The 16356-nt window shown below is 36.8% G+C and carries 14 protein-coding genes; 9 read left to right on the top strand and 5 right to left on the bottom strand.

Translation table 11 applies throughout. The annotated features are described in order from the left end of the window. The first annotated feature begins 16 nt into the window (after nt 1-16). The 8 genes from G7Y57_RS13045 to G7Y57_RS13080 all read left to right on the top strand — a co-directional run bounded on the left by G7Y57_RS13045 (nt 17) and on the right by G7Y57_RS13080 (nt 13070). Nucleotides 17-1597 (top strand): alkaline phosphatase family protein, encoded by a 1581-nt coding sequence (locus tag G7Y57_RS13045; protein ID WP_165024791.1) that lies wholly within the window; start codon nt 17-19, stop codon nt 1595-1597. Between the two features lie 42 nt (nt 1598-1639). Beyond that, nucleotides 1640-4939: a preprotein translocase subunit SecA gene (secA, locus tag G7Y57_RS13050; protein WP_165024792.1), complete on the top strand. Its 3300-nt coding sequence runs from the start codon at nt 1640-1642 to the stop codon at nt 4937-4939. A gap of 228 nt (nt 4940-5167) precedes the next feature. Continuing rightward, nucleotides 5168-7726, top strand: a complete 2559-nt coding sequence (gyrA, locus tag G7Y57_RS13055) for a DNA gyrase subunit A (RefSeq protein WP_165024793.1) — start codon at nt 5168-5170, stop codon at nt 7724-7726. Between the two features lie 20 nt (nt 7727-7746). Continuing rightward, nucleotides 7747-9030, top strand: a complete 1284-nt coding sequence (locus G7Y57_RS13060) for a tetratricopeptide repeat protein (protein ID WP_165024795.1) — start codon at nt 7747-7749, stop codon at nt 9028-9030. A 230-nt stretch (nt 9031-9260) separates the two neighbouring features. After that, nucleotides 9261-10355, top strand: coding sequence for a methylmalonyl Co-A mutase-associated GTPase MeaB (gene meaB, locus G7Y57_RS13065; protein WP_165024797.1), 1095 nt, complete (start codon nt 9261-9263; stop codon nt 10353-10355). Nucleotides 10356-10472: 117 nt separating this feature from the next. Beyond that, on the top strand, nt 10473-11435 hold the full coding sequence (locus G7Y57_RS13070) for an ROK family protein (RefSeq protein WP_165024800.1): 963 nt from the start codon (nt 10473-10475) through the stop codon (nt 11433-11435). A 149-nt stretch (nt 11436-11584) separates the two neighbouring features. Further along, nucleotides 11585-12751, top strand: coding sequence for an AIR synthase related protein (locus G7Y57_RS13075; RefSeq protein ID WP_165024802.1), 1167 nt, complete (start codon nt 11585-11587; stop codon nt 12749-12751). Between the two features lie 136 nt (nt 12752-12887). Beyond that, entirely contained in the window at nt 12888-13070 is a 183-nt protein-coding gene (locus G7Y57_RS13080; RefSeq protein ID WP_165024805.1) for a hypothetical protein, read from the top strand. Between the two features lie 72 nt (nt 13071-13142). On the opposite strand, the gene gcvT is transcribed toward G7Y57_RS13080, so the two are convergent. Next, nucleotides 13143-14237: a glycine cleavage system aminomethyltransferase GcvT gene (gene gcvT / locus G7Y57_RS13085; protein WP_165024809.1), complete on the bottom strand. Its 1095-nt coding sequence runs from the start codon at nt 14235-14237 to the stop codon at nt 13143-13145. Between the two features lie 138 nt (nt 14238-14375). On the opposite strand from gcvT, the gene G7Y57_RS13090 reads away from it, so the two are divergent. Next, entirely contained in the window at nt 14376-14618 is a 243-nt protein-coding gene (locus G7Y57_RS13090) for a hypothetical protein (protein ID WP_165024811.1), read from the top strand. Here the strand turns inward: G7Y57_RS13090 and G7Y57_RS13095 are convergent. The 4 genes from G7Y57_RS13095 to G7Y57_RS13110 all read right to left on the bottom strand — a co-directional run bounded on the left by G7Y57_RS13095 (nt 14599) and on the right by G7Y57_RS13110 (nt 16211). Further along, nucleotides 14599-14790 carry a DUF1508 domain-containing protein gene (locus tag G7Y57_RS13095; protein WP_165024814.1) on the bottom strand — a complete coding sequence of 64 codons (192 nt, stop codon included), beginning with the start codon at nt 14788-14790 and terminating at the stop codon, nt 14599-14601. The two genes, G7Y57_RS13090 and G7Y57_RS13095, sit on opposite strands and share 20 nt — an antisense overlap. Before the next feature lie 311 nt (nt 14791-15101). After that, nucleotides 15102-15284, bottom strand: a complete 183-nt coding sequence (locus G7Y57_RS13100; protein WP_165024816.1) for a hypothetical protein — start codon at nt 15282-15284, stop codon at nt 15102-15104. Nucleotides 15285-15297: 13 nt separating this feature from the next. Then, the gene (locus G7Y57_RS13105) at nt 15298-15744 is read right to left on the bottom strand and encodes a hypothetical protein (protein ID WP_165024819.1); all 447 of its coding nucleotides are present in this window, start codon (nt 15742-15744) and stop codon (nt 15298-15300) included. A gap of 14 nt (nt 15745-15758) precedes the next feature. Further along, entirely contained in the window at nt 15759-16211 is a 453-nt protein-coding gene (locus tag G7Y57_RS13110) for a hypothetical protein (protein ID WP_165024823.1), read from the bottom strand. Nucleotides 16212-16356: the final 145 nt, after the last annotated feature.

Genomic DNA, 16356 nt, shown 5'->3' on the forward strand with positions numbered 1-16356 from the left:
AGCTTATTCAGATATAATGATTAGAATAATAACGTCTCTTGTAGCAGTACTTACTATTACCTCAATTCAGGCACAAACATCTGTGCGTGAGACTCCCAAACTGGTAATAGGTATTACTATCGATCAACTAAGAGGCGATTATCTCGAACTATTTCAGGGCACATTTACCGAAAGAGGCTTCAAACGCTTGCTGAGTGAAGGTTTAGTATATCAAAATATTAAGTTTGAATTTCCCAATCTTGATGACGCATCAGCAATTACCACTATTTATACAGGTGCAACGCCGTTTTATCACGGCATTGTGGGTAATAAAAAGTATCAGGCAGCCAAACAGCAAGAAGTCTCAATTTTTGATGATACAAACTTTATCGGGAATTATACACAAGATAAAGTATCACCTCTTGCCATTAAGTCGTCAACCATCACAGATGAGTTAAAAGTTGCTTCTCAGGGTGGCTCTGACGTATATTCGTTTGCCCCCAATGCATCACAAGCATTAATTACAGCAGGGTGTGCGGGAAATAGCGCATTCTGGGTAGAAGATTACTCGGGTAAATGGGCTTCTTCAACTTATTATAAGAACTTCTATTGGGTTGTAGATCAAGAAAACAGAAGTACTACATCTTATGCCGTACGAGCATGGAATATGATGTGGTCTCCACTATTAAATGCCGCTGATTACAAAGCATTTCCATATAGCCGTACTGCTTCTTTCCAACATAGCTTGGGAGCTGACAAAGAGACATACAAGTTATTCAAGCAAACCCCGATCGTTAATGAATCTGTAACAGATATAGCTACTAAACTACTGGCTAAAGCTGAATTAGGCAAACGAATCAATCCGGACTTCTTGTCACTTACCTATTATGCAGGTAATTACCCTAACATCGAAGATTATTCTATCGAATTGCAAGATACCTATGCCCGTTTAGACAGAGATATCGAAAAACTATTGGATGAAGTAGATAAAACTGTCGGATTAAGGAACACGCTTATATTCGTAACATCTACAGGGTATTACAACTCAAACAGTAAAGACACAAAAGACTTAAACCTTGCGGGCGGAACATTTTATGTCAACCGATGTGAGGCTCTTTTGAATATGTACTTAATGGCTATTTATGGAAAAGATAACCAATGGGTAGATAATTACTATAATGGACAGATATACCTTAACAGAAAACTGATTAAGGAGAAAAATATTTCATTACGCGAAATACAGCAAAAAGCAGCTGAATTTGTAACCGAATTCTCGGGAGTACAAGAGGTCTATACATCGCACCAGATACTACATGGTGAATGGAACCCTGTTATGGAATACTACAAAAATGGATTTACGAGGGAGACATCAGGAGATCTTTTTGTGGAAATTCAACCGGGATATAAGATCGTAAATGAACAAGATGCTTCTTTCAAAGAGAAACAAGTTCGGAACAATGCAGTCATTTGTCCTGTTATATTCTTTGGTAATGGTATTAAGCCTCAAAAAATTAAAAGAACTATAAAGGCTACTGAGATAGCGCCAACAGTTACTCATATAATGCGGATACGTTCGCCTAATGCCGCAACAGATGAAGCGTTATCAGAGTTATTATAACAAGAACAAATTATAAAAATTAAAATAAAACAATTTAAATATATGGGATTCACCGATTTTTTATCAAAACTATTTGGAAACAAATCTCAACGAGATTTGAAAGAAATAAATCCGCATGTAGACCGCATCAAAGCTGCCTATCCTAAGATAGAGAAACTTTCGCATGACGAATTACGTGCAAAAACCGTCGAAATAAAGCAAACAATACAAGATTATGTAGCTGCTGAAAAGACAAGAATTGAAGAACTGAAAGCAGGGATCGAAGATCTGGAAATAGATCAACGTGAAGAGGTATGGGCAGAGATAGATAAACTGGAAAAAGAAATTACAACGAAATATGAAGTAATACTTGATGAAGTGCTTCCTGTTGCTTTCTCCATAGTAAAAGATACAGCTCGTCGCTTTACACAAAATGAAGAGATAGAGGTTACAGCTACTGATTTTGACCATAAACTAGCACAAAGTCATGATTTTGTGCGCATTGAAGGCGACAAGGCTGTTTATCAAAATCATTGGGTAGCCGGCGGTAATGAGATTGTATGGGATATGATCCACTACGATGTACAGCTGTTTGGTGGTGTTGTTCTTCATAAAGGTAAAATTGCAGAAATGGCTACCGGTGAAGGTAAAACATTAGTCGGTACTCTTCCTGTATTCCTTAATGCATTGACTGGAAACGGAGTGCATGTGGTAACAGTAAATGACTATCTGGCTAAACGTGACTCGGAATGGATGGGACCGTTGTATATGTTCAATGGCTTGTCGGTAGATTGTATCGACAGACACCAACCAAACTCTGAAGCTCGTCGTGAAGCCTATAGAGCAGATATTACATTCGGAACAAATAACGAGTTTGGTTTCGATTATCTACGTGATAACATGGCTATTAACCCCACCGATCTTGTTCAACGCAAACATAACTACGGTATTGTCGATGAAGTTGACTCGGTACTAATTGATGATGCTCGTACTCCATTGATCATATCTGGTCCAATACCAAAAGGCGAACAACAGCTATTTGAAGAAATTCGTCCACGTGTAGAGATAATAGTTAAAGCACAAAGAGACCTTTGTACTAAGTTGTTAGCTGATGCCAAAGCGAAAATGGCTTCTGACGATAAGAAAGTACAAGAAGAAGGTGCATTATTCCTATACCGTTCATTCAAAGGACTACCTAAAAATAAACCTCTCATCAAATTCTTAAGTGAGCCGGGTGTTAAAGCAACTATGCTGAAAACTGAGGAGCATTATATGGCTGAACAAAACCGCAATATGCACATTGTTACAGATGAGCTATATTTCACTATAGATGAGAAGAATAACAGCATCGAATTAACAGATAAGGGTATTGACTTATTAACCGGAAATTCTGATGACCCGCAATTCTTTGTACTTCCTGATATTGGCTCTCTACTTTCTGAATTAGAAAACGAGACAATATCTGATGAAGACAAAGCGTTGAAGAAAGATGAGTTAATGCAAAACTATTCTGTTAAATCAGAACGTGTTCACACAGTAAATCAATTACTTAAAGCATATACTTTATTCGAAAAAGATGACGAGTATGTAGTAATTGACAATAAAGTAATGATTGTAGATGAGCAAACTGGTCGTATAATGGACGGTCGTCGCTATTCTGACGGATTACATCAGGCAATAGAAGCGAAGGAACGTGTAAAAGTAGAAGCTGCTACTCAAACATTTGCAACTATCACTCTGCAAAACTATTTCCGTATGTACAATAAGCTTTCGGGTATGACCGGTACAGCAGAAACAGAAGCAGGGGAACTTTGGGATATCTACAAATTGGATGTGGTGGTAATTCCTACCAACAGACCAATTTGCCGTAATGATATGAATGACCGTATCTACAAAACAAAACGCGAAAAATATACTGCCGTTATAGAAGAAATCGAAAGATTGATTGGCGAAGGTCGCGCTGTACTTGTTGGTACAACCTCTGTAGAGATATCGGAATTACTAGGAAAGATGCTTACCATGCGTAAGATCAAGCATAATGTGTTGAATGCCAAGCTACATCAACGAGAAGCTGAAGTAGTATCCCTTGCAGGACAACCTGGAGCAGTAACAATTGCAACTAATATGGCTGGTCGTGGTACCGACATCAAGTTAGCGCCCGAAGTTAAAGCTGCCGGAGGTTTGGCAATCATTGGTACAGAAAGACATGAGTCTCGTCGTGTAGACCGTCAGTTACGTGGTCGTGCAGGTCGTCAGGGAGATCCGGGATCATCTGTATTCTACATCTCTCTTGAAGACGATTTGATGCGTTTATTTGCATCTGAGCGTATTGCCGGAATGATGGACCGCATGGGATTCAAAGAAGGTGAAATGCTTGAGCACAATATGCTTAGCAAGTCTGTAGAACGTGCACAAAAGAAAGTAGAAGAAAATAATTTCGGAATACGTAAACGTCTACTTGAATATGATGATGTGATGAACTCGCAACGTGAAGTTATCTACACTCGTCGTCGCCACGCACTTATGGGCGAACGTATTGGTATTGATATCGTAAACATGTTCTACGATACAGCTGTTGATCTTGTAGATCAATACACTAATAATCTTGATTTTGAAGGCCTTAAAATAGATACTCTGCGCATTCTTGCTGTAGAATGTCCGTTCGATGAATCAACTTTCCGTTCGGCCAGACCAGAAAAGCTTGTAGATATGCTATTTGAAGCTGCTGTTCAAAATTTCAAGAAAAAAATGGATCGCTTGGCTGAAGTAGCAAATCCTGTTATTAAACAAGTATTCGAAGAGCAAGGTGATAAATTTGAAAATATATTGATTCCGATTACTGATGGTAAACGAGTTTATAATATATCTTGCAATTTAAAAGAAGCTTATGACTCTCAATCGAAAGGTATAATCAAATCATTCGAAAAAGCAATTGTATTACATACTATTGACGAAGAATGGAAAGAACACCTTCGTGAAATGGACGAACTGCGTCATTCGGTACAAAATGCTAGTTATGAGCAAAAAGACCCACTATTGATCTACAAATTAGAGTCATTTACATTATTCAAAACGATGTTGAGTGGAGTAAACAGCAAAACTGTAACAATTTTGATGCGTGGACAAATCCCTGTTCGCGAACCGGAACAAGTGAGACAAGCTGCTCCTGAGCAAAAAACAGACTATAGCCGCTACCGTACCGAGCGTAGCGATATGGATGATGCTCCACAACATTCAGGTGAACAAGAACCTCAAAGACCTAAATTAGCACCAGTTCATGTTGACAAAAAACCTGGAAGAAATGACGTCTGTTATTGTGGTAGTGGTAAGAAGTATAAAAACTGCCACGGACTAAATGAATAATACAATTATAGCTAATATAGTGAAACATAAGTAAGTTTCTACTATAGAATATTTCTAATAAAAAGCCTGATGAAGTTACCCTTCATTAGGCTTTTTTGTGGCATATTTTTTTTCTTAATACAAAGAAAATTTGTATCTTAGCATACTTTTTGAATTTACATCAACACCTTTATTAATAGGTGATATACAAACATCTGACAATAAAAAATTTATACTATATAATTAGCAATGGCAGAAGATAGAATTATTAAAATCAACATCGAAGATGAGATGAAATCGGCGTACATAGACTATTCAATGTCTGTGATTGTAGGTCGTGCTTTACCCGATGTTAGAGACGGGTTCAAACCTGTTCACCGTCGTATACTATTTGGTATGAGTGAACTAGGTAATGCATCAAACAAACCACATAAGAAATCAGCCAGAATTGTCGGTGAAGTATTAGGTAAGTATCACCCACATGGTGATTCATCTGTTTACTTCGCGATGATACGTATGGCCCAGGAATGGAGTCTGCGCTATATGTTGGTTGACGGACAAGGTAATATGGGGAGTGTTGATGGCGATAGCCCTGCTGCTATGCGTTACACCGAAGCCCGATTAAGCCGTCTTGCAGAAGAAATGCTGAAAGATATCGACAAAGAAACAGTCGACTTCCAGCTTAACTTTGATGATACCCTAAAAGAGCCGACAGTTCTTCCTACACGTGTTCCCAACCTATTGATCAATGGAGGGTCAGGTATCGCTGTAGGTATGGCAACTAATATGCCTCCGCATAATATGACTGAAGTCATAAACGGGACTATTGCATATATTGAAAACCGAGATATTGATGTCGACGGTTTAATGCAATTTATTAAAGCTCCTGATTTCCCTACAGGAGGATTTATCTATGGCTACCAAGGTGTTAGAGATGCTTTTGAAACTGGTCGAGGACGTGTTATTATGCGTGGACGTGCCGAGATAGAAATGGAAGGTAACTATGAGAAAATAGTTATAACTGAAATCCCTTATCTTGTTAATAAAGCTGAACTAATCAAGCATATAGCCGAATTAGTTGGTGACAAGAAGTTAGACGGTATCAGCAATGTTAATGACGAGTCTGACCGTGACGGTATGCGTATTGTGGTTGACGTTAAGCGTGACGCCAATGCAAACGTTGTTCTAAACAAATTATATAAACTAACAGCATTACAGACCTCTTTCAGTGTAAATAATATTGCTCTGGTTAAAGGACGTCCTCAAATGTTGAATCTTAAGGATATGATCTCTCTGTTTGTTGAACACAGACATGATGTTATTATCCGTAGAGCTATATACGATCTTCGCAAGGCCGAAGAACGTGCTCATATTCTTGAAGGACTTATTATTGCATCAGATAATATTGATGAAGTAATAAGAATTATCAGAGCATCCAAATCGCCACAAGAAGCGATGGAAGGGCTGATTAGCAAGTTTAATTTGTCTGAAATTCAATCTCGTGCTATTGTAGAAATGCGCCTACGACAATTAACTGGATTAGAGCAAGATAAACTACATAACGAATATAATGAAATTCAAAAATTAATCAATTATTTGAATGAAATTCTATCAAGTGAAGAGCTTTGTATGCAAGTTATCAAAGATGAATTGATAGAAATAAGAGATAAGTATGGTGACAAACGCCGTTCAGAGATAGTGTATGCTTCGGAAGAACTGAATCCGGAAGACTTCTATTCTGATGATGAGATGATTATCACGATTTCTCATTTAGGCTATATAAAACGTACTCCTCTTACAGAGTTTAAAGCTCAAAACAGAGGTGGAGTGGGAGCTAAAGGTTCTGTTACACGCGACGAAGATTTTATTGAGCATATATATCCGGCATCAATGCATAACTATATCTTACTTTTCACTCAAAAAGGAAGATGCTATTGGTTACGTGTATATGACATTCCTGAAGGAACTAAGAATTCTAAAGGAAGAGCTATTCAAAACCTCCTTAATATAGAAGCAGATGACAAGGTTACTGCATTTATTCGCGTTAAAGGACTGAATGATTCAGAATTTGTCAATAATCACTTCCTTGTATTCTGTACAAAACAAGGAGTTATCAAGAAAACAAGACTTGAAGCTTATTCTCGTCCACGTCAAAATGGAGTTAATGCGATTACTATCCGTGAAGATGATAGAGTAATAGAAGTTTTAATGACTGACGGAGACAGCGAAATATTAATAGCGAACCGCAATGGTCGCGCCATACGTTTCCATGAAGCAGGTGTACGCGAAATGGGACGTACTGCGACAGGTGTACGTGGTATGCGTATCGATGAAGACGGACAAGACGAAGTTATAGGAATGCTTGCCATGTCGAAAGAAGCGCAACAAATTGAAACCATCATGGTAGTCTCTGAACTCGGCTATGGAAAACGTACTCAGCTCAATGATGTGGATGGCGAACCGGTATATCGTATCACTAGTCGTGGAGGAAAAGGTGTAAAAACTTTGAATATTACAGAAAAAACTGGTAAACTTGTATCCATAAATAGCGTTACTGACGAAAATGACTTGATGATCATTAACAAATCAGGTATTGCTATTCGTATGAAAGTATCTGATCTTCGTGTAATGGGACGTGCTACACAAGGTGTTAGACTAATCAATCTTGAAAAGAGAAACGATGAAATCGCATCAATATGTAAAGTTATGTCTGAAACCGATGAAGAAGAGATAGTTGACATAGATGGAGTGGATATTATTGATGTAGATACAGAAACAACAGATAATAACAGCGAAGAAAATAATTAAATAACTAAAAACAATAATTTATGAAGCGTACCCTTTTAGTAGTATCACTATGCTTGGTTGCCGGCTTCTCTTTTGCTCAAAAAAAGGCAGTAAAGGAAGCTAAAGCAGCAATGAAAAGCAATGTAGCAGAAGCTAGAGAATTGATAAAACCTGCACTAACGGATGCTGAAACGATGAATGATCCAGACGCATGGAAATTAGCCGGAGATATCGAATACAAAGCTTTTGATGATGAACGCTCGAAAGAACAACTGAAAGAAGTTACAGGTAAAGGTGGTGACGAAGAAGCAATGTATGTTGGTCTATTTAATATGTATGATCCATATATAAAAGCTGATGAGTTAGGACAAGTACCTGATGAAAAAGGCAAAGTAAAAAATAAAGTACGAAAAGATATCATCAGAACATTGAAAGATGCACATCCATTTTACATAAATGGTGGTGTTTATTACAATGATAAGAAAGACTTCGCCAAAGCAGCTGACTTCTTCGAAAGATACTGGGAACTTCCTGGCCTTGAAATATTTAAAGAAGACCCTAGTGGCTTCAATACAAGTGATAGCATCTTCCAAACAATTAAATATTATGCTATTATTAGTGCAATTCAGGCGCAGGATCATCCTCGTTCTATCAGATTGCTAAAGAAGATCAACGCAGAACCATATGTAGCAAATAGCACATACAAAGAAAGCGACACATACGAGCTATTAGCTAGTGAATATCAAACTGTTGGAGACAGTATTGCTTTCGTAGCAATATTGCGCGAAGGTGCTCAAAAATTTCCTACAAATCAATATTTCACGCCAAATTTGATTAATGAATTCATTAAAGCTGGAAAAACTAACGAAGCTATGGACTACTTGGATCAAGCTATTGCCAATGCTCCAACAACTTCATGTGATTTATACAGTGTAAAAGCTTCATTATATGCGGAAAAGAAAGATTATGTAAAAGCAGGTGAAGTATATGATGATGCTATCAAAGCTGATCCAAACTGCGAAAGAGCTCTTGAAGGATTAGGAGTACTATATGTACTACAAGCTCAAGATCTTAAAGAGAGAGCTGGTCAAACAACAAACAGAAAAGAACAATCTGAATTAGATAAACAAACAGCTGATATGTACCAAAAAGCATTGCCTTACCTTGAAAAATATCGTGATATACTAAAAGGTAAAGCTGAACCGGACAAATTAGATATCAAACAAGCTTTGATGAAATTGCAAAATGTTTATTACAATCTTAGTTTGTTAAATGTAGACAAATCGAAAGAACTAGATCTTATTGACAAAGAACTTGCTCAATAATTGATTCTAGCAAATAATAACATAAAAGCATCTGAGATTAAATACTCAGATGCTTTTTTCTTTTAAACTCTCTACAGTGCCATATTTGCATGAAGTTATATTGAATTCTGCTAGACAAAAGTTATATAACTACTATTATGTTTAATTATTGATTTGATTAATTATAACCCTTTCCTTTCCTAGTAATTTTTAGTACATTTACTTTTAAAATCATATAGCAATAAGAATATATGGAACATATAGAAAATGACAATCAATTTCAAGGGTTACGAGTAAACAAAGGCATCGGTGAGCAGCCTACTGTAAATCCATATTTAAATAATTTCAAACGATTCAAACGTAAATCATATACTGTAGCAGAATATGTTGATGGAATCTTAAAAGGAAATATATCTATTCTAAGCCAAGCAGTGACTCTAATCGAAAGTTCAAAACCAGAACATCAGATTATTGCACAGCAAGTTATCGAAAAATGCTTGCCTTACTCAGGTAATTCTGTACGAGTTGGTATAACCGGAGTTCCCGGCGCAGGAAAAAGTACATCAATAGATGCTTTTGGTATGCACATCCTAAAGGATAATTGTAAACTTGCAGTTCTGGCTATAGACCCATCAAGTGAGGTTACTAAAGGAAGTATTCTTGGTGACAAAACACGGATGGAACAGCTTGCTGTACAAAAAAATGCATTTATTCGCCCCTCTCCTTCTGCCGGATCTTTGGGCGGAGTTGCTCGTAAAACGCGCGAAACAATTGTTTTGTGCGAAGCTGCAGGATTCGATCGCATTATTGTAGAGACAGTTGGTGTCGGACAATCTGAAACGGCAGTACATTCAATGGTAGATTTCTTTTTACTTATTCAATTAGCTGGTACCGGTGACGAATTACAAGGAATCAAGCGAGGCATTATGGAAATGGCAGACGGCATAGTAATCAATAAAGCTGATGGAAGCAATATAGAAAAAGCTAAACTTGCTCAATCGCATTTCAAGAATGCACTCCACTTGTTTCCCCTACCCGAATCTGGCTGGCAGCCGAAAGTATTAACTTACTCAGGATATTATGGCATTGGAATATCGGAAGTATGGAATATGATCGATGAATACGTAGCTTTCGTCAAAAAAAATGAACATTTTCGTCACAGAAGGAATGAACAGTCTAAATTCTGGATGTACGAGACGATTAACGAGAAACTAAAATCAAATTTCTATAACAATCCGACGATACAAGCCGAACTAAAAGATTGTGAACAGCAAGTTTTGAGTTCCAGAATGAGTTCTTTCATTGCTGCAAACAAGGTACTTGACACATATTTGAAACAATCTTGATCAAAATTCTACATTATTCCTGCTTTCGAGCTAATTTTTATCACAGAATAATTATATTTGTAGACCATAAAATAAAAATATAAATTTTCATTGTTGAATTAACATAAATATAAAATCATGGAGAAACCATACGCTATTGGAATTGACATTGGTGGTACTAATTCCGTTTTTGGTGTTGTTGATAAAAGGGGGCATATCATAAATCAAGGCTCTATCAAAACTAGTACATATAAAGAAATTAATGACTATGTTGCAAATCTTGCTGCCGGAGTCCAAGAAATTATGGATCAGGTTGGTGGTGCTGCTAATATCAAAGGAATTGGAGTTGGTGCTCCTAACGGAAACTTCTTTACAGGATGTATAGAATTTGCACCAAACTTACCATGGAAAGGTGTTATTCCATTGGCTCAAATGCTAACAGACAAACTTAATGTTCCTGTTGCTCTTACAAATGATGCTAACGCTGCTGCTATCGGTGAAATGACATACGGAGCGGCTCGTGGTATGAAAGACTTCATTGTAATCACATTAGGTACGGGTGTTGGTAGTGGTATTGTTGTTAATGGACAACTTGTTTATGGACACGATGGTTTCGCCGGAGAATTAGGACATACTACTATCCGTCGTGATGGACGCATATGTGGTTGTGGTAGAAAAGGATGCCTCGAAACATACAGTTCTGCTACAGGTGTTGCGCGTACAGCAAGAGAATATCTTGAAACAAAAAAAGATCCAAGTCTTCTTAGAGAACTTAAACCTGAAGAGATCACATCGAAAGATGTATACGATGCAGCAGTAAAGGGTGATAAACTGGCTAAAGAAATTTTTGAGTTGACAGGACAACTTCTTGGCGAGTCTTTTGCTGATTTTGTGGCATTCTCTAGCCCTGAAGCAATAATTTTATTCGGAGGTCTTACTAAAGCCGGTAAATTGATCTTTGATCCGGTACGCAAACATATGGAAGAAAACATGCTTCCTATTTACAGAAACAAGATCAAACTTCTAATGTCGGAGCTTAAAGAAAGCGATGCTGCCGTGCTTGGTGCAAGTGCATTGGGATGGGAAGTAAAAGACTATTGATTTAGATATAATCGATACAAAATACAGGAACAGTCTGCAATTCATTTTGCGGGCTGTTTTCTTTTATTAGCTAGTGATAAGCATTGCCATATTGCCTAAAATTATCTACCTTTGTTTTCTCAATTTATAACCATTTATATATCTCCCAAATGAGCGATCAAAGATACAACCAGCGCGGTGTTTCAGCATCAAAAGAAGATGTGCATAATGCAATAAAAAACATTGATAAAGGCATTTTTCCTCAAGCATTTTGTAAAATAATACCTGACATATTAGGTGGAGACCCCGAATACTGCAATATTATGCATGCTGATGGTGCAGGAACTAAATCGTCACTGGCATATATGTATTGGCGCGAAACAGGCGATATATCTATATGGAAAGGCATTGCACAAGATGCTCTGATAATGAACATCGATGACTTATTGTGTATAGGTGCTACAGACAATATTCTACTCTCGTCAACCATCGGCAGAAATAAAATGTTAATACCAGGTGAGGTTATCTCTGTTATAATAAATGGAACAAATGACTTATGTGAAGAGTTATCGGCTTTGGGAGTAAATATCTATCCTACTGGTGGCGAAACAGCTGACGTTGGTGATCTTGTGCGCACAATTATAGTAGATAGTACTGTTACATGTAGAATGAAGCGTAGCGATGTCATATCGAACGACAAGATACAGGGTGGTGACGTAATTGTGGGGCTTTCATCATCGGGGCAATCTACTTACGAAAAGGAATACAATGGCGGAATGGGAAGCAACGGACTTACATCTGCACGTCACGATGTATTCGCTAATTATCTGGCAACCAAATATCCGGAAAGTTACGATTTCAGCATTCCTGCTGACTTAGTTTATTCGGGTAATATGAAATTGACTGATACCATAGATGGGTTAGATATAGATGCCGGTAAACTGGTGTTATCCCCTACCCGCACCTATGCCCCCGTTATCAAACAAATACTGGAAAAATTACGCCCGGAAGTACATGGAATGGTACATTGCTCGGGCGGAGCACAAACAAAAGTACTTCACTTTGTAGAGAATGTAAAAATCACGAAGAACAACATGTTCCCTGTACCACCTTTATTCAAGCTGATACATGAACAATCGGGTACAGATTGGAAAGAAATGTACAAAGTATTCAATATGGGGCATCGCATGGAGATATATTTGGCTCCGGAATATGCACAAGAAGTAATCGATATATCTAAATCATTTGGAATAGACGCTCAAATCGTCGGATTTGTAGAAAAATCTGATAAAACTGAATTAGTAATCGAAAGTGAATTTGGTATCTTCAAGTATTAAGCAGATATACTCATTTACAAACCTTATAGTTACCAACTTTTTATTTAACGTCCATTAACTTTGTTGTGTGAAAATACCGTTTATATTTGCAAGTGAACAAATGGTTGTTTAACTCAAATAAAAAAACAAATACAATATGAAAAAAGGATTTATGTCAGCTATCATGGCCATTGCCCTTCTTGCTTCTACGGCTGTAATGGCTCAGGATGCAAAAAAAGATGCACCTAAGGCTAAAACAGAAAAATCAACTTGCACAAAAGAGAAAAAAGATACAGAGAAAAAGTCTTGCTGCTCTAAAGAAACTAAAGACAAAAAATAATATATCTTACTAAGATGATAAAAAAAGGGATTCAAAATTGAATCCCTTTTCTATTTTGTATAGCTGACTAAATTACAACTTTCTAAAAGGAGGTTTTACAACCTGAGCTTGCAATTTTTTATCTCTTATTTTTATATAAATCACAGAACCTAGTTTAGCATATCCAGGCTTCACGTAGCCTAGACCTATACCAGCTTTAGTTGTGGGAGCCATTGTTCCCGAAGTTACAACACCTATTTTCTCATTGGCAGCATTTACAATATCATAGCCATGGCGAGGAATGCCCCTCTCTTCCAATTGAAACCCACAGAGTTTTCTGGTCACACCATCAACCTTTTGTTTTTCTAATACAGAGCGACCTATAAAGTTTTTATCTTCAATAAACTTAGTAATCCAACCCAAACCAGCCTCTAGAGGCGTTGTAGTATCATCCAAATCGTTCCCGTAAAGACAATAACCCATTTCGAGGCGAAGCGTATCACGAGCCCCTAAACCAATTGGCTTGATGCCAAATTCTGCTCCTGCTTCAAATATAGCATTCCAAATATCGATACCATACTCAGGATAGAAATAAATTTCAAAGCCTCCTGCTCCGGTATAACCTGTATTAGAGATAATAACATTTTCCAGGCCAGAACCTTTCATACTACCTATCGTAAACGAGTAATAAGGGATAGTAGTAAGGTCTATCTTCGTTAGTTTTTGTAATGTTTCCAAAGCTTTTGGCCCTTGTATAGCTAATTGACCTATTTTATCAGAAGCATTCTCCAGATCAGCAAACTCTTCATTATTCTCGACACACCAATTCCAGTCTTTCTCTATATTCGAAGCATTTACAACAAGCATATATTTTTCGGGCTCGTAGTGATAGATGATAATATCGTCTATTATACCACCCTCCTTGTTTATAAAACATGAATATTGAGCTTTTCCTATAGGCAATATAGCAACATCATTACTGGTTACTCGCTGCAAGAAAGCCAAGGCTCTGGGACCTTTTACCCATATTTCGCCCATATGAGAAACATCAAACACTCCTACTCCATTGCAAACAGTCATATGTTCGTCAATGATTCCTGAATATTCGATGGGCATATTATATCCTGCAAACTCGTGCATTTTAGCACCCAGTGCAATATGTATATCTGTAAATGGCGTTTTCTTCATAATAAGGTTATTTATATGTATATTTTTTATAGATTTCGTATTTGCTATAAATATAATAAATAATGGTAACTATATAGTACTTTACACAAAAAATGTCAAGGGGGTTAACCCCCACTCACTAATTTAAAAACAAAAAACATGAAAGATAAAGACGAACAAGATAACAAATTAATAGAGTATTGTAAAAAAACTAAAACTAAAGTAGGAGAAGTTACAGAATATTACTTTGGGACGACCTACACAATAGAAGGTCAGGAAAGAGGCGGTGAAATTTGGGCTCAGGATTGGGCTGAGGCAAAAGAATTTCTAAAGCAGAGAGCTGCTAGTGAGAAGATACTTTTTAAAGGTACATCAACATGCTCTACCATTCGTAAACAGTGATATGCTTACTTTCATCATACCCATTTCTTACAGCATTATCCATGCAATCTGATTTGTTTGAATAACCTTGTGTTGCTCCACCTACTTTACGACCATTTGAAGCAGTGCGTCTCCATCTGAATTTATTGTTATTGTCGGGATAAAATGTGAATGTATCTTCTTTCTTTTTCATAAATCAGGATTAAAAGGTTAATAAACAAATAAAAGGCTGAAAAGAAGCAAGGATTTCGCTCCTTGCGGGCGTGTGAGAAATTACCTCTGAGGCAAACTACGGCAGTATGAGTCTATATACTCTACACGTCCATATCGGAAGCGAGTGTATGATATTACTGATACAGGCTTCTCACAACAGCATATACATTGCGTCATGTTCTGTTAGATGATAAACCAAAGTGAACACCGCTATTGTATAATGCAATTGTAAAAGTAGCATTTTTTGTTAATTTTCAGCCTTTTTATTTAAATTTCTGAATGTCAAGGGAATTACCTTGACTTATCAGAAGGACTAAGAAAATATGATATTACAGCTATAATAACAACTAAACCGATAATATATGGCAATATATGCAAGAATGAAGACATTACTTTCACTATGAACATAACGATGCCGATACAACCGATTATTACACCGACTATAACTATAATTGTAGATAACAAATCTTTCATAAAATGACAGTTATTAATACAAATCGACGTAAGAAACATCTACACTCATAAGCTCCTTTATTTTCTTCTTCTTTGGAAGATACAAAACGACAGTTTGCTCTTGGGAAGTTACTAAAGGAGAAACCTGCATGTTAGAAAGCTCTACACGTTGTTCTACAACTAAGTCTCCAGATAATAAGAAGGTCAAATTTACAACTGCTTTTTGAGGAACATTATCCTTTAAAGAACCATTGAAAGTTTTGTTCGGGTCTAAGTTTGTTACAGAAAGAGAAAGCATTTGTGGAGTGTTGTCAGTATATGGATTATTGGGGAACTTTGACGAGTTCATACTAACATTAAATCGTAAATCAATATCATTTAGTTTTCCTACACTATGCATGACTTTAGGAGAAGAACAACTAGATAATATACAAATAATAGATATAATTAATGTAATGGTTGATAGTTTAATATTTTTCATAATTTGACAGGGTTTTATTGTTTGATTAACTTATAAGGTATCGGATTAAGGATTCCTACCACATAAAAGGTAACTTCATTATCAGATACTTTTACAAATTTGAAAGAATCAGTTAATGTTTGTCCTGTACCGACCATATAGAAGGTTTTATCAATTTGGTAGGCACTTCCTGTATTTGTTATTTCTTTTACAGTGTAGTATTGCTGTTTTGATATCTCTGAAAAATTATAGCTTATTGTAAGTTGTGTGAAAATGAAATTATTTTCTGTGAACTCAAACTTGTGAGATTCTCCCAAAAGAGGAGATTTCCAAGTACCAATAATCCAGTCTGGTGGTGATAAAATTGTTTCAGAGGGTGTTTCTGGCTGCCCCGTCTCTTGACCTTCGATACTACCATCATCTTTAGAACAAGATGCAAAACAAATACTAAACAAAATGAATACAAATAAAAACTTAAATTGTTTCATAAAATAAATGTATAAGTACGGATCATGCCGTATTCTTGTGGACTAGGCATAAATATTGGTTAGTCTGAATAAAAAATAGGGAATGCATTTTACCCCTCTGAGTATTGTTCTAAAGGCTTTTATCTTTGCATTGAATGACTCCGCC

It is taken from the genome of Dysgonomonas sp. ZJ279 (assembly GCF_011039205.1).
Lineage (GTDB): Bacteria > Bacteroidota > Bacteroidia > Bacteroidales > Dysgonomonadaceae > Dysgonomonas.

Excerpts from the sequence above, each read along its gene's own strand:
- G7Y57_RS13045 (WP_165024791.1), top strand. The coding sequence starts at position 17 with ATGATTAGAATAATAACGTCTCTTGTAGCAGTACTTACTATTACCTCA.
- secA (WP_165024792.1), top strand. The coding sequence starts at position 1,640 with ATGGGATTCACCGATTTTTTATCAAAACTATTTGGAAACAAATCTCAA.
- gyrA (WP_165024793.1), top strand. The coding sequence starts at position 5,168 with ATGGCAGAAGATAGAATTATTAAAATCAACATCGAAGATGAGATGAAA.
- G7Y57_RS13060 (WP_165024795.1), top strand. The coding sequence starts at position 7,747 with ATGAAGCGTACCCTTTTAGTAGTATCACTATGCTTGGTTGCCGGCTTC.
- meaB (WP_165024797.1), top strand. The coding sequence starts at position 9,261 with ATGGAACATATAGAAAATGACAATCAATTTCAAGGGTTACGAGTAAAC.
- G7Y57_RS13070 (WP_165024800.1), top strand. The coding sequence starts at position 10,473 with ATGGAGAAACCATACGCTATTGGAATTGACATTGGTGGTACTAATTCC.
- G7Y57_RS13075 (WP_165024802.1), top strand. The coding sequence starts at position 11,585 with ATGAGCGATCAAAGATACAACCAGCGCGGTGTTTCAGCATCAAAAGAA.
- G7Y57_RS13080 (WP_165024805.1), top strand. The coding sequence starts at position 12,888 with ATGAAAAAAGGATTTATGTCAGCTATCATGGCCATTGCCCTTCTTGCT.
- gcvT (WP_165024809.1), bottom strand. The coding sequence starts at position 14,237 with ATGAAGAAAACGCCATTTACAGATATACATATTGCACTGGGTGCTAAA.
- G7Y57_RS13090 (WP_165024811.1), top strand. The coding sequence starts at position 14,376 with ATGAAAGATAAAGACGAACAAGATAACAAATTAATAGAGTATTGTAAA.
- G7Y57_RS13095 (WP_165024814.1), bottom strand. The coding sequence starts at position 14,790 with ATGAAAAAGAAAGAAGATACATTCACATTTTATCCCGACAATAACAAT.
- G7Y57_RS13100 (WP_165024816.1), bottom strand. The coding sequence starts at position 15,284 with ATGAAAGATTTGTTATCTACAATTATAGTTATAGTCGGTGTAATAATC.
- G7Y57_RS13105 (WP_165024819.1), bottom strand. The coding sequence starts at position 15,744 with ATGAAAAATATTAAACTATCAACCATTACATTAATTATATCTATTATT.
- G7Y57_RS13110 (WP_165024823.1), bottom strand. The coding sequence starts at position 16,211 with ATGAAACAATTTAAGTTTTTATTTGTATTCATTTTGTTTAGTATTTGT.